This is a genomic window from Stenotrophomonas sp. TWI602, assembly GCF_039674045.1.
Taxonomy (GTDB): Bacteria; Pseudomonadota; Gammaproteobacteria; order Xanthomonadales; family Xanthomonadaceae; genus Stenotrophomonas.
Genome location: NZ_JBDJMT010000001.1, coordinates 484,643 through 503,015, shown reverse-complemented (window position 1 = coordinate 503,015; position 18,373 = coordinate 484,643). Strand labels below are relative to the sequence as shown.

Sequence of the window (18,373 nt, the reverse complement as noted above, 5' to 3'; positions counted from 1 at the left end):
CCATTGCCCGGCCGGTGGCGCTATGATCGGCCATCGCAGGGGAAGCGGAGCAGATCAGGAATGGAGATGATGGCGGAGGCCACGGCAGCTGGGGTACCGGAAGCTGCGGCAGCAGCTGAAACGGCCGGTTCTGAGCCAGTGCTCAGCTTCTCGTGGCTGCACGACAACGTCGCTGCCTACGTGGCCCGCAGCCGTTACCCGAAGCCGTCCCGCGTGGAACGTGCATCGCTCTGGATTGGCTTGGGCGCAGCTGGCCTGGGCCTGCTGGCCGGTGCGCTCAGCCCCCGTGTCATCGCGCAAGCGCCGGCGGCCATGACGCTTTCCATCTGTCTGGGTGTGGAACTGGCCGGCTTTCTGCTGCACCTGCTTCTCATGGCGAAGCGTGAGCTCCCCCAGGCGCTCAAGTTGCGACGCACGCATGCCGTGGACATGGATTTCGATTTCGCCTACTGGCGATATCTGGTGGGTGAGCTTCGAACGTTCCCGCGCGCGCAGTGTGAGGAAATGCTTCGCTTCTCAACTGGCTTGCGTCAGCGCATGAACGAGCGCATGGGGCTGGTGTTCGGTGGCATGCAGCAACTTGGGATATTCCCGGTGCTGGTGGCGCTCTATCTACAGTTCCGCAACTGGACGTGGGGCGATTGGGCCGCCGCCTTCGACGTGAACCCTGTTGCGGGCCTGATCATCTGGATGATGGTGGTGCTGTACGTGGCGGGCTGGATGCTTATCGGGTTGCGAACTCGATTGGACACCTACGTCAGCCTGCTTGAAACCGCGCTTCAGAGGGAGTGATGCATTCATCCAGGCGCGTTTTCAATCTTGTAATCGTGTGTCGTGTCCCATCAGTTCAGAGATTTTCCGTGATGCGTCCAGCAACGCCTGGACGTGTGCTGGCTCTGGCGTTCCGGGCAGGTAGTGGATCGAGCCGATGATCGCCACCGTTCCGAACAGCTCCCCGTTGGCCTGCAGGAGCGGCGCAGCCAGCGCGTTGACACCGATATAGAGCTCTTCAGGTGCGTCGGCCCAGCCTCGGCGGCGCACCAGCTCGATCTCGGCACGCAATCGATCCGGGTCGGTGATGGTGCGAGGCGTGCAGGACTGCAGTGGTTGGTCGAGGAACTGCTGGCTAACGCCTTGCGGAGCGAACGCCAGTACCACCTTGCCCTGGGCGACGGTGTTCAGATGGAACCGCGTCCCAGGCCGGAGGCTGATCTCCACAGGCGCGGTTCCGCGCAGGAAGTCGATCACCACCACCTCATTGTCCGAGTAGGTGGCAATGACAACCGTCTGCCCAACCTGGTCGCGCAGGCGCTCAAGCACCGGCTTGGCCAGCGACATCACGTCGAAACGGCTGGTGCAGGCACGCCCCAGCAGGAACATCTGCCAGCCGACCCGATACTGGTTCGTGCGCGGGTCCTGGCCGACATAGCCGTGCTCGCGCAGCATGCTCAAATGGCGGTGGATGCGGGCCTTGGGCATGCCGAGCATTTCAGCAAGACGCGTGACGCCCAGTCCCGCAGGGGCCGCGGCCAGTGCCTCGATCACTTTCAGCGAGACAATGGCGGTGGGAAGCCCTTGTTCAGCGCTCAGCTCCGCCGCGCCCGATTCGATGACGTCCACGCCTTCGCTGGCATTGATTTCCTTGATGGCACTGGGCGTATGACGGGGCATGGGAACCTTCTGGCGAACGTGAGGGACGTGAGGCAGGCGCTAGATTACCTCACGGTAAGCAGGGTCATGGCAGGTTGATGTATCGCTCTGCGAAAACGCGGTACTGCTGAACCTTCTTGGCTGCGGCGTCGGCGGCATGAACATAGCGGATGGAACTGCGGCCTTTGACCTGACGAGGAAGCAGGAAGCAGCGGATGAATGTTGTCGATTCGCGCTCCGTGGTGGGAGCCAGTACCGGTGCGTGGCCCAGTTCGAACCACGCCTCCCCGGCGGGATAGGCATGCGTTTCGCCGAGCGTCTCGATACGGATTTCGCCATTCAGGCAGATGCGGATACCCGGTCCTTGATGCACGTGGGTAAGTGCCACTCCGGCCGGCGGGAACTCGACGCGATCGCAGCGCATGAGCCAGCTGAAACGCGGATCCAACGTTACTGGCGCCTCCAGTTTCAAGAGGGTTGTGGCCGCAGGCGCCGAGGGCAGGTCGCCGGTACCAGGCTGTCCAGCACCGGTGAGTTCCCAGCGCCACAGCACCGTTTCCTCGGTGCCATTGATCAGGGTGAGTTCGTCCTGCGCCACAGAAGCGTGGCCTTCGCCGAGCCACTGCCCCTGGTCGTGCGCGTCGACGGCCAGTCCACCTGACCGCACGTACACCGCACGCGGCAGGGCCGGCAGGTGGATCGGCGGACAGCCTGCCGGCAGGCGGTCTTCGTAGAGGCGCAGGATGAGATCGGACATGGCGTAATCCTTTGGAAGTGTGGGCGTATCGTACAGCGATACTCGTGTATCGTATATGTTCCGTTTCTCAAAAATGTGGTCTATAGTCGCCCTTCGGTATCGATTGCCGATACATCACAACCGCCAAAGATTCCGGAGGGGGAACAAATGGCCAGTAGTACGTCCACGTCGCCATCAGGCGACGCCGGCAACAAGCGCTGGTGGCAAGGCGCCACCCAGCAGCAGTGGGGCACCTTCCGGTCGGCCTATCTCGGCTGGGCGCTGGACATCATGGATCTGATGCTGTTTGCCATGGTCATCAAGCACGTCAGTGCCGACCTGGGGTTCGACAAGTCCGACGCGGGGATGGTGATGTCCGCCACCCTCCTGGCTACCGCCGCCGGCGGGCTGCTGTTCGGGTTCCTGGCCGACCGCATGGGGCGCGCCAAGTCGATGATCCTCAGCATCATCTGTTACTCGATCGGCACTGCGTTGTGCGGGCTCTCCGACACGCTTGGCCAGCTGATGCTGTTCCGGGTCATCGTCGGCCTGGGTGTCGGCGGGGAATGGTCGGCCGGTTCGGCGCTGGTCAGCGAAACCTGGCCAGCCCAGCACCGCGGCAAGGTGATGGCGTGGATCCAGAGCGCGTTCGCGGCAGGCTATGCGGCGGCGGCCATCGTCGCGGCTGTGGTGGTGCCGATGTACGGCTGGCGCTGGGTGTTCGCGGTCGGCCTGCTGCCGGCACTGCTGGCCTTCTACGTGCGCCGTCACGTCAAGGAGCCGGAGATCTGGGTCAACCAGACCAGACGGTTGAGCTTCACTGAGACATTGGGCGCGTTGTTCAGTGTCCATCGGCGCAACACGCTGATCGGCCTGGCGTTCACCACGGCAGCCATGTGCGGCTACTGGGGCCTCTTCACCTGGATCCCGACTTACCTGGCCACGCCGGTCGCCGAGGGCGGTCCGGGATTGGACCTGGTCAAGTCCACGGTGTGGATCGTGATCATGCAGGTGGGTGCGGCGCTGGGCTACGTCACCTTTGGTTACATCGCCGATCGGCTGGGGCGCAAGAAGGCGTTCCTGATCTTCTTCGCTGGCTCGGCGCTGTCGGTGCCGTTGTTCGTGATGATCCACACGCCGGGGCTGTTGATGGCATTCGGCATCGTGGTGGCCTATTTCGGCACTGGCTTCTACAGCGGGTTCGCTCCCACCTTCGCGGAAATGTTCCCGACGTCCATCCGCGCTACCGCGCAGGGCTTCGTCTACAACGGCGGCCGTGCCATCGCCGCGATCGCACCGGCGCTGATCGGCTACCTGGCCAACCGGCATGGCGTGGGCAGCGGCTTGCTCGCTACCGCCGGCTTCTTCGCGCTGGCCGGTCTGATCGTGCTGCTGTTCCTGCCTGAAACCAAGGGCGCGGAACTGACTTGATTCACCCTGGAGACTGACATGCCAATCATCCAAGTAACCCTGGTGCAGGGGCGCGACGAACAGAAGGTGCAGGCCTTCATCCGCGCGGTAGCCCGCGCTGCACATGAGCAGCTGGGCGCGCCGATGCAGACCATCCGTGTGATGGTCAATGAAGTGCCGCCGCAGCGCTTCGCGGTGGGCGATGTACTCAAGAGCGATTCCCCGACCGGGGCATCCGCATGAGCGCCGCCCTGACCCCGGCCGACATCGGCGAGCAGGCCGCGCAGCTGTACCGTGCGCTGCGTGAAGGCGCGCCCCTGGACCCGCTCAGCGAGCGCATTGCCGGGCTGCGTATCGAGGACGCCTACGCGATCTCCAGCAACCTGCTCGCCCGGCGCGTGGCCGACGGTGAGCGCGTGGTGGGCAAGAAGATCGGCGCAACGAGCGCGGCAGTGCAGCGCATGCTCAAGGTGGACCAGCCGGATTTTGGCTTCCTCACCGACCGCATGGAAGTGCGCAACGGCGGCACGCTGTCGCTTGATGGTCTGATCGCACCACGCGCGGAGGGCGAGATCGCCTTCCACCTCAAGCGCGACCTGTGCGGGCCTGGCATTACCCATCACGAAGTGATCGCGGCTACCGAGGCGGTTTCGGTGTGTTTCGAGATCGTCGATTCGCGCATTCGTGACTGGAAGATCGGCATCACCGACACCGTGGCCGACAACGCCTCCGCTGCCGCCTTCGTCCTGGGTGACCTGCGCGTGCCACCCAAGGGCCTGGACCTGGGCACGCTGGGCATGGTGGTGGAAAAAAACGGCGAGCTCGTCGCGACCGGCGCTGGCGCGGCTGCGCTGGGGTCGCCGATCAACTGCGTGGTGTGGCTGGCCAATACGCTCGGCCGCCTCGGCACTTCGCTGAAGGCGGGCGAGGTGATCCTTTCCGGTGCCCTGGTGCCACTCATCCCGGTGCAGCGCGGCGACCACATGCGCGTACGCATGGGCGCCCTGGGCAGCGCCGACGTGCACTTTGCCTGATCCCGCTTCATCCCCCCACGTATCCCCACAGGAGTGCGGTATGACCCTGAAAGTCGCCATCATCGGTCCCGGTAACATCGGCACCGATCTGATGATCAAAGTAATGCGCAACGGCAGGCACCTGGAAATGGGCGCGCTGGTGGGTATCGACCCCGCCTCCGACGGCCTGGCCCGTGCGGCCCGGCTCGGCGTCCCGACCATCGCTACCGGCGTGGAAGGGCTGATCGCATCGGAGGTATTTCCCGACATCGACATCGTTTTCGATGCCACGTCCGCGTCGGCGCATGTCCGCAATGATGCGTTGCTGCGCCAGGCGCGGCCGTCGATCCGGGTCATCGACCTGACCCCTGCGGCCATCGGGCCGTACTGCGTGCCCACGGTCAACCTGGAGGCCAACCTGGCCGCGCTGAACGTCAACATGGTCACCTGCGGTGGGCAGGCCACCATCCCGATGGTGGCCGCCGTCGCCTCGGTGGCCAAGGTGCACTACGCCGAGATCGTGGCGTCCATTGCCAGCCGGTCGGCAGGCCCGGGAACCCGCGCCAACATCGATGAGTTCACCGAAACCACCTCGCGCGCCATCGAGAGCGTCGGTGGCGCCCGCGCCGGCAAGGCGATCATCGTGCTGAATCCGGCCGATCCGCCGCTGCTGATGCGCGACACCGTGTATGTGTTGTCCGAGGCCGTCGATACGGCGAAGGTCGAAGCCGCGGTGAGCGAGATGGTGGCGAGGGTGGCTGCGTATGTGCCTGGGTATCGTCTCAAGCAGCAGGTCCAGTTCGACGTCATCGACGAACCGCTCAACGTCCCCGGCATCGGCCCCACCACGGGCTTGAAGACCTCCATCTTCCTGGAAGTGGAGGGCGCTGCTCACTACCTGCCAGCGTACGCCGGCAACCTCGACATCATGACCTCGGCGGCACTGGCCACTGCCGAGCGCATGGCCGCATCGCTGCTGGCCCAGCCGGCAGGCGCCTGAGGAGACGCTCATGACCCAACGCAAACTCTACATTTCCGATGTCACCCTGCGCGATGGTTCGCATGCGGTGCGTCACCAGTACAGCCTCCCGCAGGTGCGCGCCATTGCAGGCGCACTGGACAAGGCGCGCGTGGACTCGATCGAAGTGGCCCACGGTGACGGCCTGCAAGGCGCCTCGTTCAACTACGGCTTCGGCGCGCACAGCGACCTGGAATGGATCGAAGCAGCGGCCGACTCGGTCAGCCATGCGCGCATCGCCACGCTGCTGCTGCCCGGCATCGGCACCGTACACGACCTGAAGAACGCCTACTCTGCGGGCGCGCGGATCGTGCGTGTGGCCACCCACTGCACCGAGGCGGACATCTCGCGCCAGCACCTTGAGGCGGCCAACGCCCTGGGGATGGATGCGGTCGGCTTCCTCATGATGAGCCATATGATCGCCCCTGCCGCCCTTGCTGAGCAGGCACTGCTGATGGAGAGCTACGGCGCGTCCTGTGTGTACGTGGTCGATTCCGGTGGCGCGCTGGGCATGAATGATGTGCGTGATCGGGTGCAGGCGCTACGCCAGGCCTTGAGGCCCGATACCGAGATCGGCATCCATGCTCATCACAACCTGTCGCTGGGCGTGGCCAACTCCATCGTCGCGGCAGAATCCGGTGCGATCCGCATCGATGCGAGCCTGGCAGGCATGGGTGCCGGTGCCGGCAATGCACCGCTTGAGGTGTTCATTGCAGCGGCCGAGCGCCTGGGCTGGGCGCATGGCTGCGACCTTTACGCCCTGATGGACGCGGCCGATGACATCGTGCGACCGCTGCAGGACCGCCCGGTGCGCGTGGACCGTGAAACGTTGGCGCTTGGCTATGCCGGCGTCTATTCCAGCTTCCTGCGCCACGCCGAGGCTGCCTCGCAGCGCTTTGGCATCAATACCGTCGACATCCTGGTTGAACTGGGCAAGCGCCGCATGGTCGGCGGCCAGGAAGACATGATTGTCGACGTCGCCCTGGACATGCTGCGCCGCCGTGATGCGGCCGCAGTAAAGGAACCCGCATGAGCCTTGATAACGAAACCCTTGATCGTTGCGCCCGCCTGCTGCGCGACGCCGAACTCGACGTGCGTGACGTCGGCAAACTGACCGACAGCCATCCCGGGCTCGATGTGGCTGACGCCTATCGGATCCAGCAACGCCTGTGTGCGCTGAAGCAGGCCGAAGGGGTGCGCATCGTGGGCATGAAGATGGGCCTGACCTCCCATGCGAAGATGCAGCAGATGGGCGTGGACACGCCCATTTACGGTTTCCTTGGGAGCGATAACGCCGTCGATGATGGCGCGGCAGTGGACACCAGCGTGCTGATCCATCCCAAGGTAGAGGCCGAGATCGCTTTCGTGATGCGCGATGCACTGCGAGGCCCAGGGTGCACCGTCAGTGATGTGCTCACTGCGACGGACTATGTGGTGCCAGCCATCGAGCTGATCGACTCGCGCTACGAAAACTTCCGGTTCGACCTGCCCAGCGTCATCGCAGACAACACTTCGGCGTCGCGCTATGTCCTGGGTTCGCGCCCGACGGACCCGGCCACGCTCGATCTACAGACGTTGGGGGTGGTGATGGAGAAGAACGGCCAGGTCGCAGAGGTGGGGGCCGGTGCGGCCGTGCTCGGCGACCCTGCCGCTGCAGTGGCCATGCTGGTCAACATGTTGTCCGAGCATGGCCAGCCACTGGAAGCGGGCGCGGTCGTGCTGTCGGGCGCCATCACCGCGGCGATTGCCGTGCAGGCGGGCGACAACGTCCTGGTCCGCGGCGACGGCATCGGTACCGTCGCCATGCGCTTCATCTAGAACGCTCCACCCCGTTCGTCAACGCCGCACGGCCTGTTCACCCAGGCCGTGCCGGCATCGCTATGCCCTGGGAGGGGAATCATGGTTGGAATGAAGAGGAGAACAGCGGCCTCGGTGCCGTTGTGGCTGGCGTTGTCCGCACTACCGCACACGGCGCTGGCGCAGGCCGTGGAAACCGCCACGCTGGAGGCGCGTATGGCCGAGCTGGAAGCAGAGATGCAGCAGATGCGAGGGTTGTTGCAGCAGTACCAACAGCGCGATGCCAAAGCGGCCGAGAACACCCCGACGGTGGCGGTTGCAACGCCGCCCGCGCAAGCCGCAACGCCGATCCTGCCCGGGGCGATGCCCGGCACCCGCTTCACGGCAGGCGGCTTCATCAAACTCGATGCCATGACCACGCGGACCAGCGACGGCGCCATTGCCGATGGCTCGGCCGGCCGTCTGTTCTACTTCCCGGCCGGTACCCCGGTCGCCGCGGATGGAAACGGCAATAGCGCCAGCTACACCGACGTGCATGCCCAGTTCTCCAGGTTCTGGTTGGGCGCCGACACCGTTACCGAACGTGGCGACACGCTCAAGGCCTACATCGAGGCAGACATGTATGGCGGCGGCAACAACGCCTTCGCCGGCAACGAAGTGATCACGAATACCTACTCGCTGACCCTGCGCCATGCCTATGTCAGTTGGAACCACTGGCTGGCTGGCCAGACCTGGTCCAACTTCCAGGACGTAGCGGCACTGCCGGACACGGTGGACTTCACCGGTCCGTCCGAGGGCACCATCTTCAACCGTCAGGCGCAGCTTCGCTACACGCGCGGCCCGTGGTCGTTCTCGTTGGAAAATCCGCAGACGACGGTGGCGACCTACCGGGGCAACGGCACCCGCCTCAACAGTGGCGATGACACCGTGCCAGACATCACCGCCCGCTGGGCGCAGCGCGGTGCCTGGGGCCACTTCACGGTGGCGGCCATGGTGCGCAACCTGCGTTACGACGGCCGTACCGACACCGGGATTGCGGCAAGCCTGTCCGGGCGCGTCAATGTAGGCAGCAATGACGACCTGCGCTACATGGTCAGCGGCGGGCAGGGCATTGGTCGCTACCTGGGCTTCGCACTCGGTGCCGACAGTGTGCTGGACACCGACGGGGAGCTGCATTCCCAGGATGGCTACGGCGGCTTCGTGGCGTGGCGTCACGCGTTCTCACCCAAGCTGCGCGGCAACCTCGTCTACTCCGGTGCCTGGCTCGACAACGATGCGCAATGGACCGGAGCGCTGGTCACCGAGCGCGCGCAGTCCTGGCGCGTCAACCTGATCTACTCGCCCTTCCCGAAGCTGGACCTCGGCGCTGAGCTGAGCCACGCCCAGCGCCGCCTGGAGAATGGAGAGGCCGGCGATCTGAATCGGCTGCACACGCACGTGAAGTACAGCTTCTGATCCTGAGCACGCACGGGGGATCCGTTGTCACGCACCCGGCTTCCCCGGCGGCAGGGTGTCGCCTCGTTCGTGCCAGGATGGGAGTTCCAGCGCATGGTGTTCGAGCATGGCCTGTATAGACGCACGCGCATGGTCCCTCTCCGCGTTCGCGCATTGGTCGAGAATCTCACCAGTCAGCTGTTCAAACTGCGGCCAGAATTGCGCTGGGTGGCGCACTCGCGCCACCCAGTGGTCCAGCTTGTCGGCCAGCGCATCAAGCTGCACCTGTATGTCGGGACGAACGCTCATCCCGGAGGTGCACCCAGATCAAGCGCGACACGGTAGTAATGGCCGTCGTCGCGGAGCAGGACGGTCAGGTCCGGCTGCAGGACGTCATCCACATGCAGCGTCGGCTGACCCTGCGCAGTGCGGGTCACCACGAACTCGTACAGGCTGCGCCCGAAGCGGTAGCTCAGTTCGAAGGATGGCCAATGATCGGGCAGGCAAGGTTCAAGCGAAAGACGATCGCCGTCGCGACGGATGCCAAGCAGGGATTCCACCAGCAGGCGATACATCCAACCGGCCGACCCGGTGTACCACGTCCAGCCGCCTCGCCCGACGTGCGGCGACACGGCATAGACATCGGCGGCCAACACATAGGGTTCGACGCGGTAGGTCTGGACCGCCTCGGCGTCCAGTGTGTGGTTGAGGGGGTTGATCATGCCGGCCAGCTCCCAGGCACGCACTGCATCGCCCTGCTGTGCGAATGCCATCGCCGCCCACACCGCCGCGTGGGTGTACTGGCCGCCATTCTCGCGCACGCCCGGTACGTAACCCCGAATGTAGCCGGGGTCCTCCGTGGTCTGGTCGAAGGGCGGGTCGAGGAGCTGGATCAGTTTGGCGTCCTTTCGCACCAGATGCGTGTACAGCGAATCCAGTGCTTGGCTGGCACGCTCAGGCGCAGCAACGCCTGACAGCACCGACCAGCTCTGGGAGATCGAATCGATGCGGCACTCCTGATTCTGTGACGAGCCCAACATGGCGCCGTTGTCGAACCAGGCACGGCGATACCACGCGCCGTCCCAGGCATGCTGTTCCAGGTTCTGGCGCAGGCGTTCGGCCTGTTCTTCGCACCATTGCGCACGGGCGGCATCGCCGCGCGCGTTGGCCAGCCCGACGAACCGGCGAAGCGTGTCATGCAGGAAGAACCCGAGCCACACACTTTCACCGCGCTGCTGGTCACCGACGCGGTTCATGCCATCGTTCCAATCGCCGCTCCCCATCAACGGAAGCCCGCGTTCGCCGAGCAACCGGCACCCGCGTTCCAGCGCGACGACGCAGTGTGCATAGAGTGTGCCGCGCTGTGCCGAAAGGGTGGGCATGTCGTAGTAGCCTTCCTCCTCCGGCGTCACCGCGCGACCCTCGATGTAGCCAACCACTTCGTCCAGCACGCTGGCGTCGCCGGTGACCTCCAGGTAGCGGCATGCGCCCTGGGGCAGCCACAGATAGTCGTCCGAGCAGCGGGTGCGCACGCCGCGACCTTGCGGCGGGTGCCACCAGTGCATCACATCGCCTTCGGTGAACTGGTGTGCCGCGCAGAGCAGCAGGTGTTCGCGGGTCAGGTCCGGGCGCGCGTGTACGAGGGCGAGCGCATCCTGCAGCTGGTCACGGAAGCCGAACGCGCCGCCGGATTGATAGTAGCCACTGCGTGCCAGGTAGCGGCAGCCCAGGGTCTGGTAGACCAGCCAGCCATTGGCCAGTGCGTCGAACGCCGGGTCCGGCGTGCGGACCTGCACCGTGGCCAGGACGTTGCGCCAGTGGATGCGCACGGCGTCCAGCGCATCGATGGCTTCCTGGTTGCCCTGGCGGCTTCGTGCCAACGCCAGCGTTTCCTCGCGGTCGCGCCCCGCGCCAAGGCGGAACGTGGTTTCACTGCGGTCGCCCGGCGCCAGCTCAAGCGGCACCTGGATCGCCGCGCAGGGATCCATGCCCGCACCGGCCCGTGCATCCAGACGCTCGCGACGCAGCGCCGCAGGTGCGTGCAGGCCGCCGTTGCGGCCGATGAACTCCAGGCGGTCACAGGTCCAGCCGCAGCCCTCGGCATCGGTGTCGAAGAAGGCCATCCGGCCGCCGAACTCGGTGCTGTAGCTGTTACGCGCCAGCAGCGCCCCGGTCTGCGGGTCGCGTTCGGTGACCACGTGCATGCGCGACTTCGGGCGCAGGTCACCCATGACCCATTCCACGTAGCCGATGGCCGACAGGCGCCGTGGCCGGCCCGAGAGGTTGTGCAAGCGCAGGACCGAGAACTTCAGCGGTGCGGTGACATCGACGAAGACCCACAACTCGCTGGCGATGCCGTCTTCGATATGCTCGTAGACCGTGTAGCCAAAGCCGTGGCGGGTACGGTACGCCCCGGTGCCCCGGCATGGCAGCGGCATCGGCGACCAGACACGGCCGGTGTCCTCATCGCGCACGTAGAAGGCTTCGCCGCCGGTATCGGACACCGGATCGTTGAGCCAGGGCGTCAAGCGGAATTCGTGTGCGTTTTCAAACCAGGTATAGCCCGGTGCACTTTCGCTGACGACCGTGCCCAGGCGGGCGTTCGCGATGACGTTCGCCCACGGGGCCGGGGTCGGGGCACCTTCGCGCACCACCACCACGTACTCGCGGCCATCCTCGCTGAAACTGCCGGTGCCGTTGTCGAATCGGCCGGCGCCGCGGTACGGAAGGAACGGCCACGGGTCGTCCACCTCTTCGTCATGCTCAACGCCCGGGGGCAGGCCGGGTTCGGGGCCCGGGTCGGCGACGACGGGCAGCCCCGGCGTCGCTTCCATCGCCAGTGCCAGTTCCTGCTGCTCCGCCTGCGGCACCAGGGCCGGAATCCGTCGCACGGGCAGGGGCTGGCGCCCCACCTGCGCCGCCAGCGTGCCGTCCTCGTCGCTGAGCACCACCCGTGCCACGGCCTGCAGCAGAACGCGGTCCTCGTGGCTCATGTTCTGCACCGGCCGCACGAAAATGCCGCCGGGGCGATCGAGCAGGCCCGTCTCCGAACTGGCGGCCACCATCCCCAGGATCTGGTCCTGCAGTTCCTGCCGATAGCCGGCCTTGCTGTCGTTCCAGATCACCAGGTCGGTGTTGAGTCCCTTCTGGCGCCAATACGCGTGCGCCTGCACCAGCTGCCTGACCAGTTCCACGTTCTCCGCGTCGGTGACCTTGAGCAGGACGATGGGCAGGTCGCCCGAGATGGCATGGCCCCACAGCCCGGATTGTCCGCGCTGGTTCTGCTGCAGGACGGCGTCGCCCGCGCGCAGCAGCGGATTGGCATACAGCACGTGGCTGGCCAGGCGCTCGTACAGCGAGGCCTCGGCCTGGCTGGCGTTGATCTGCCGGCGCACCACCTGACTGTGTGTCCAGGACAGGTCGAAGACGCGGTCTGCCAGGCGGCGATCCCGGTACTTGTCGACCATCGCCTCGCAACCGGTGCGGTCGGCGCCGATGCCAAACACCATGTCCAGCTGCACGGTCTGCTCGGGCTCCAGCACCACCCGCACGCGGATGGCCACGATCGGGTCGAGCACCGAGCCGTCCGTGCCGGAGAGGTCGATATCGGTGGTCAACGCCTGCGGGGTCCGCGGCGTGTTGCCACGGCCCAGGAAGCGCGCACGGTCGGTTTCGTAGGAGATCGACACGACCTCGGCGTCATGCACCGCGACCAGATGGAACATCCACGGTGGTACCTCATCGTGCGAACGGGGCCGGCGCGTGCAGAGCACGGCCTGCTTGGCGGCCAGGATCTCGCTCTGCACGAAGAGGTTGCTGAAGGCCGGATGCGCATCGTCGGACGCTGCGGGCGCCAGCACCACTTCGGCATAGGTGGTGATTTCCACCGTGCGCTGGCGACGGCCGCGGTTGGTCAGGCGCAGGCGCCTGAGCTCGATGTCGTCCTCGGCGGAGATGGCGACCTGCAGATGACTCTCGCAGCCGCGGCGGGCACCCCGGAACTCTGCCTTGGCGTCGGAGAAGATCGCCTCGTAATGGTCCAGCGCCACGCAGGTGGGCTGGTAGGCGGCAGACCAGAACTCGCCGCTGTCCACGTCGCGCAGGTAGCAGAACGACCCCCAGGCATCGGTGGTGCCGTCTTCGCGCCAGCGGGTGAGCGACAGGTCACCGTGGCGGCTGTAGCCGCCGCCGGCATGGGTCAGCATGCCGTGGTAGCGCCCGTTGGAGAGCAGCTGCACTTCCGGGCGCGGGCCGGCCGGGTCGCGCAGGACACGCAGGGACGTCTCGTGCTCGGCCATGGCGGAGTGCTCGCCCAGGGCTTCGACCTCATGCGGATGGAACACGCCGATACGCGGAATGCGTTCCTGCAGCAGCAGCAAGGTCGCCTGGAACTCGGTATCGGCAACGAAACGGCGCTGCATCGGCTGGTCGCGCAACAGGTAATCCAACGACAGCAGGCCCATGCCCTGGTGGTGGGCCATGAACGAACGCAACAGAACGTGTTCCTGCCCCGGCGGCACCCGGGCGGGGGTGTAGTCGATCGCTTCGTACATGCCAAAGCGACCGGAGAACCCCAGCCCTTCGAGTGCCTGGAGGTTCTGGCACGCCGCCTCCGGCGCCACCATCAGCGCCATCATGCTGGCATAGGGCGCAATCACCCGATCCTGGCCCAGGCCGCGCTTGAGCCCCAACCCGGGCACGCCGAACGCGCGGTACTGGTAGTTCAGGCGCGCATCCACAGCGTTATAGCCCGACTCGGACACGCCCCACGGCAGGTTCAAGGTGCGGCCGTAGACGATCTGCGCCTCCACCGCATGCCGCGCGGTCTGGTCGAGCAGCGTGTCCGGATAGCTGGGCATCACCAGTTGCGGCATGAGGTACTCGAACATCGATCCGCTCCACGACAACAGCGTCGGTGTGCCGTTGACCTCGGTGAGCATCCGCCCGAGCGCGAACCAGCTCTCCTGCGCCAACTGGCCCTGGGCGATGGCGACGAAGGCACACAGCCGCGCTTCGGACGCCAGCAGGTCGTAGAAACTGTTGTCCAGGCGATGGTCGTCGACGTTGTAGCCGATCGAGAGCAGATTGCGGGTGCGGTAGAACAGGAACCCGTATTCCATCAGCGAGAACTGCCCGGCGCGGTGCGCCAGCGCCTGCAGCTGCTCGATGCGCGCGCGCGCGTCCGCACCGGCGGAACCGGGCAGGGCGGCCAGCTGGCGCAGGCTCGGTACTGGCGCCTCGTCGTCCGCGCCGGCATCGGCCGGGAGGTTGGCAAGTGTCGCGTGCGCGGCATGGCATTCGGCAGCGAACAGGGCCGGCCAGTGCAGCGCACCTTCTTCCGGCGACTCCGGTGCCGGCCATTGCGCCAGCACGGCGTCGGCCAGACCGGCCAGCTCCTGCAACCGGGCGAGCAGCTGCGCGGTCCCACGGGGGTGGTCGGTACGCGTTGATGCCAAGCGCTGGCGAAGGTGGTTGAGCGCCTCGCCCAGTGTCGCGTCAGCGGGGCGATGGCGTTGCCGCTCCTCTTCCAGCACCCCGAGCGTATCGGCCAGGCCGTCGAACGTGTGCGGCGCCAGCACCGGCGCGTCTACCAGCGCGAGCAGGCCTTGGCGCAGCGTCAGCAGGTGGCCGGCCAGGTTGCCGCTGTCCACGGTGGAGACGTAGCGCGGCTGCAGCGGCGCCAGGGTTTCGGTGTCGTACCAGTTCAGGAAGTGGCCGCGGTGGCGCGGCAGCTGGTCCAGCGTATCGAACGTGAGCGCGGTACGTTCCGCGACCGCGCCCAGCTGGAGCCAGCCGAAATCCCACGCGGACAGATTGGCCAGCAGGGACAGGCCGATGTTGGTCGGCGAGGTGCGCCGCGCCACCACCAGCGTCGGGTGCTCCTGGATATTGTCCGGCGGCAGCCAATGATCCTGCTCGCGCACCCACGCCTGGAAGAACGACCAGGTGCGCCGCGCCAGCCGACCCAGGAATGCCCGCTGGGTCACGGACAGTTCGGCCACGCTTGCGGCCGGCGGCCGGCCCAGCCACGCCATCAACGCGGGCGCGAAGGTCCACGCCAACAGCAGGGGCAGGGCGACAGGCAGCGCCTGCGGAGCCACGCTGGCCACAACGGCCGCCAGCGCAATTGCCAGCAACGATGCCGGTGCCATCACCCGCCATTCCGCGCCGCGGTCGCTACCGAGGCGGCGCTCGACTTCGCTGGAGGGGTTCCATTGCAGCAGATGGCGGCGGGTGACGGTCATGCGCCAGAGCGTGCGCAGCACCGCGCCACCGGCCAGCAACGCTTCGTAGGGCAGACACGCGACCTGGGTGGCCGCGCGCAGCAACGACTGCAGCGTGCCGCGCCCGACCATGATGTAGTGCGCTTCCAGCGGCGTGTCGTCCGGAACGCTCAGCGCATCGCGCAGCATGCCGATCAGCGGCGGCGCGAACCACAGCGCCAGCACCCATGCCGTCCACGCAGCCGGGTTTTCGGCATACAGCCAACCCGCCACCAGCAAGGCCAAGGCGGCGATCGGCACCAGGCTCCGGCGCAGGTTGTCCAGCAACTTGCCGCGCGACAGCAGGCTGAGCCGGTTGCGTTCCCATCCCGATCCCGGGCGCGGTGTCCACGGCATCAACCAGGGCAACAGCTGCCAGTCGCCGCGGATCCAGCGCGCACGGCGCTTGGCATCGGCGGCGTAGCGTTCGGGGTAGTCCTCGTACAGGCGCACATCGCTGACCAGGCCGGCACGTGCATAGCAGCCTTCCAGCAGATCGTGGCTGAGGATGCGGTTCTCGGGCAGGCGGCCCTCGAGCGCATGCTCGAACGCTTCGACGTCATAAATGCCCTTGCCCACGAACGAACCTTCGTCGAACAGGTCCTGGTAGACATCCGAGACCATGCGCGAGTACGGATCGATGCCGGGCTCGCTGCCGAACATCCGGGCAAACCGCGAGGTACGGCGCGTGCCCAGACTGGTGCCGACGCTGGGCTGCAGAATGCCGTAGCCCTCCACCACGCGTTGCAGCGCCGGATCGAAGCGCGGGCGGTTGAGCGGGTGCGCCAGGGTGGCGACGAAGGCGCGTGCGGCATCCCGCGGAAGCTGCGTGTCCGAATCCAGGGTGATGACGTAGCGGACGCCGATCAGGGCCGCCGTGTCACCGACGGTGCGCATGAACGCGGCAGCATCGCCTTGGCGGAGCAGGGCATTGAGCGCTGCCAGCTTGCCGCGCTTGCGCTCGTGCCCCATCCACACCCCTTCGCCCGGGTTCCATTGCCTGGGGCGGTGCAGCAGGTAGAAGCGATCGCCGCGCTCGGCCGCGTAGCGACGGTTCAATTCCTCGATCCGCTCCACGGCGTGCGCGAGCAGGGTGTCGTCCGTCGGCGTCTCGGCGGCCGCGGCATCGAGAAAGTCCGTCAGCAGCACGAAGCGCAGCTGAGGGTCGCGGTTGGCCAGGAAGCGGACCTCCAGCGCTTCGGTCAGGACATCGATGCCGTCGGTGCTGGACAGCATCGAGGGGACCGCGACCACGGTGGAGCAGGCGGCCGGGATTCCTTCGCTGAAATCGAGTTTGGGCAGCGGCCTGGGCGTGACCAGTACCGTCGCCGTCCAGTTCACCAGGACGATGCCCAGCTCGCTGAATACCAGCAGCCCGAACAGCGCGGCCAGCCACACGGGCACCGAGCCACTGCCCGAGGCCAGCAGGCCAGCGGTGGCCACCACCGCCAGCAGGGCGATCGGCAGCAGGTACAGGGCAAGTGGCACGCGGTGCGCCAGTCGCCGTGCCTTGCGATGGCGCGGTGCCGCCTCGGCCACCGCGTCCACGGTGGCGCTCACGCCTTCGCCCACGAGCCAATAGCCGACGTGCGTACGTGGCCCATCGATCGGCGCAGCCGCCCGCGCCAGGTCCAGCGCGATGGTCGCAACGCGCTCTTCGGCGACGCGGCTACCGCGCGCGATCTTCTCTACGACGTGGCGATAGGCGTCGCGGGTGCCGAAATCCATCTGCGGATAGACGGCCATCGGGTCTTCCCGCAGCCGCTGCTCGACCACACTCATGTCTTCGACAAAGGTGCGCCAATCCATGGTGGAGAGGAAGCGCAGGCTGCCGATGCTGTTGCCGATGGAGACCTGGTCAGCCGCCTGTTGCTGCCCCTCGGCGGCGACCAGTTCGTCGATGCGCTGCCCAGCCGCGGCGGCCCACTGTTCCAGCCAGGCGATGGGCATGGCCCACGCGCCGCCGCGCCCCTGCAGCGAGCGGGTCAGCTCGGCGATGAACGCGCCGGTCAAGGGTGGCTCGGAGCGTGCCATGTCGGCCACCACGAGGACGACATCGGTCGGGGTGTCGGATGCCGCGCGATTGAGGCTGTCCGCCCATTGGGCAGCCAGGCCACGGTCCGTGCCGTCACGCATCACCCGCGCCGCCATGCGCCGCAGATTCTCCAGCAGGGCCAGGCGCAGCATGATCGGAACGGCCCACAGTTCGCCCAGGCTCAGCGGCGCGAGCGACTGGTACGAGGCGATGAAGCGGCCCAGCGTATCGCCGTCAATGCGGCCATCGCCGTGCGCGATCGCCTGCATCGACAGTTCATACACGCGCGGCAACCCGGCCGAGGGGCCGGCGACCAGCGACGGCAACTGCCGGCTGTAGCCGCGCGGCAGGTGGCGTCGCGCGGTCTGGATCTGTTCTTCGATCAGGTAGTAGTTGTCGAGCAGCCATTCCCCGGCCGGGGTCACCGGCCGCTGTTCGCGCACTACGTTGCTGAGCAACGTATTGGCGTCTTCCAGGACACGCTCGTTGGCCTGCAGGCGATCAAGCAGGCGCTCTGCGCCAGGTCGCATCCGTACCCGATGCTGGCGCGCAAGGGCGCGGCCGTACACCTCCATCTGTTCAACGCTGTACAGCGCGGCACGCAGGGGGACCTCGGTGGCTTCGATGGCCGGGACCGAAGCCTGGCGCTCACGCCAGCGCCAACGGACAAGACGACGCAGGCGGAGCCAACGACCAAAAAGACGGCGAAAGTGGGGCATGGTTTACCGAGGGGGGAGGTCGCGTCCTTGCATAGTTGCATTCGGGGTGGCGTGGTTGCTGTGAAGGCGGGGCTCGGAGCCCACTGGTTGCGGTCCGCTGCACGCAACGCTCCAGGATCGCCTCCCTCAGCGTGAAGAGGGCAGGCATCCTCTGCCGACCTTCCATGAAGCCTACGGAGCGGTCGTTGGCAGCAGTACCCCGGATGGTCCAGGTTATGCCGGGCACGTCAGGGATGGGCCACTGGATTGAGCCAGATGCAGCAACGCTACATGGATTGGCACGGCCGGCGTGGGTACG

12 protein-coding genes are annotated in these 18,373 nt (G+C 66.5%); 8 read left to right on the top strand and 4 right to left on the bottom strand.

The window, feature by feature from the left end:
- Positions 1-60: 60 nt before the first annotated feature.
- Positions 61-792: a hypothetical protein gene (locus ABE483_RS02200; protein ID WP_346481018.1), complete on the top strand. Its 732-nt coding sequence runs from the start codon at positions 61-63 to the stop codon at positions 790-792.
- A 21-nt stretch (positions 793-813) separates the two neighbouring features.
- Here the strand turns inward: ABE483_RS02200 and ABE483_RS02195 are convergent, their stop codons facing one another.
- Together ABE483_RS02195 and ABE483_RS02190 are read right to left on the bottom strand one after the other, a co-directional pair.
- A complete protein-coding gene (locus ABE483_RS02195; protein WP_313211011.1) occupies positions 814-1,671 on the bottom strand; it encodes an IclR family transcriptional regulator in 858 nt (285 codons plus the stop codon).
- Between the two features lie 64 nt (positions 1,672-1,735).
- On the bottom strand, positions 1,736-2,407 hold the full coding sequence (locus tag ABE483_RS02190) for a hypothetical protein (protein WP_313211010.1): 672 nt from the start codon (positions 2,405-2,407) through the stop codon (positions 1,736-1,738).
- A gap of 147 nt (positions 2,408-2,554) precedes the next feature.
- Here ABE483_RS02190 and ABE483_RS02185 point away from each other — a divergent pair, with 147 nt between their 5' ends.
- The 7 genes from ABE483_RS02185 to ABE483_RS02155 all read left to right on the top strand — a co-directional run bounded on the left by ABE483_RS02185 (position 2,555) and on the right by ABE483_RS02155 (position 9,079).
- The gene (locus ABE483_RS02185; protein ID WP_346481017.1) at positions 2,555-3,817 is read left to right on the top strand and encodes an MFS transporter; all 1,263 of its coding nucleotides are present in this window, start codon (positions 2,555-2,557) and stop codon (positions 3,815-3,817) included.
- A gap of 18 nt (positions 3,818-3,835) precedes the next feature.
- Complete coding sequence (locus tag ABE483_RS02180) at positions 3,836-4,039, top strand: tautomerase family protein (RefSeq protein WP_313211008.1); 204 nt, start codon at positions 3,836-3,838, stop codon at positions 4,037-4,039.
- The gene (locus tag ABE483_RS02175) at positions 4,036-4,830 is read left to right on the top strand and encodes a fumarylacetoacetate hydrolase family protein (RefSeq protein WP_346481016.1); all 795 of its coding nucleotides are present in this window, start codon (positions 4,036-4,038) and stop codon (positions 4,828-4,830) included. Before ABE483_RS02180 ends, ABE483_RS02175 begins: the two co-directional genes overlap by 4 nt.
- Positions 4,831-4,870: 40 nt before the next feature.
- The gene (locus ABE483_RS02170) at positions 4,871-5,809 is read left to right on the top strand and encodes an acetaldehyde dehydrogenase (acetylating) (RefSeq protein WP_346481015.1); all 939 of its coding nucleotides are present in this window, start codon (positions 4,871-4,873) and stop codon (positions 5,807-5,809) included.
- Positions 5,810-5,819: 10 nt separating this feature from the next.
- Positions 5,820-6,860: a 4-hydroxy-2-oxovalerate aldolase gene (dmpG, locus tag ABE483_RS02165; protein ID WP_346481014.1), complete on the top strand. Its 1,041-nt coding sequence runs from the start codon at positions 5,820-5,822 to the stop codon at positions 6,858-6,860.
- Positions 6,857-7,645: a 2-oxo-3-hexenedioate decarboxylase gene (gene dmpH, locus ABE483_RS02160; RefSeq protein WP_346481013.1), complete on the top strand. Its 789-nt coding sequence runs from the start codon at positions 6,857-6,859 to the stop codon at positions 7,643-7,645. Before dmpG ends, dmpH begins: the two co-directional genes overlap by 4 nt.
- Positions 7,646-7,735: 90 nt before the next feature.
- Positions 7,736-9,079 (top strand): DcaP family trimeric outer membrane transporter, encoded by a 1,344-nt coding sequence (locus ABE483_RS02155; protein ID WP_346481012.1) that lies wholly within the window; start codon positions 7,736-7,738, stop codon positions 9,077-9,079.
- A 27-nt stretch (positions 9,080-9,106) separates the two neighbouring features.
- Here ABE483_RS02155 and ABE483_RS02150 read toward each other — a convergent pair whose 3' ends face one another.
- Together ABE483_RS02150 and ABE483_RS02145 are read right to left on the bottom strand one after the other, a co-directional pair.
- Positions 9,107-9,367: a hypothetical protein gene (locus ABE483_RS02150; RefSeq protein ID WP_346481011.1), complete on the bottom strand. Its 261-nt coding sequence runs from the start codon at positions 9,365-9,367 to the stop codon at positions 9,107-9,109.
- Positions 9,364-18,075 (bottom strand): glucoamylase family protein, encoded by an 8,712-nt coding sequence (locus ABE483_RS02145; RefSeq protein WP_346481010.1) that lies wholly within the window; start codon positions 18,073-18,075, stop codon positions 9,364-9,366. Before ABE483_RS02145 ends, ABE483_RS02150 begins: the two co-directional genes overlap by 4 nt.
- Between the last annotated feature and the right edge of the window lie 298 nt (positions 18,076-18,373).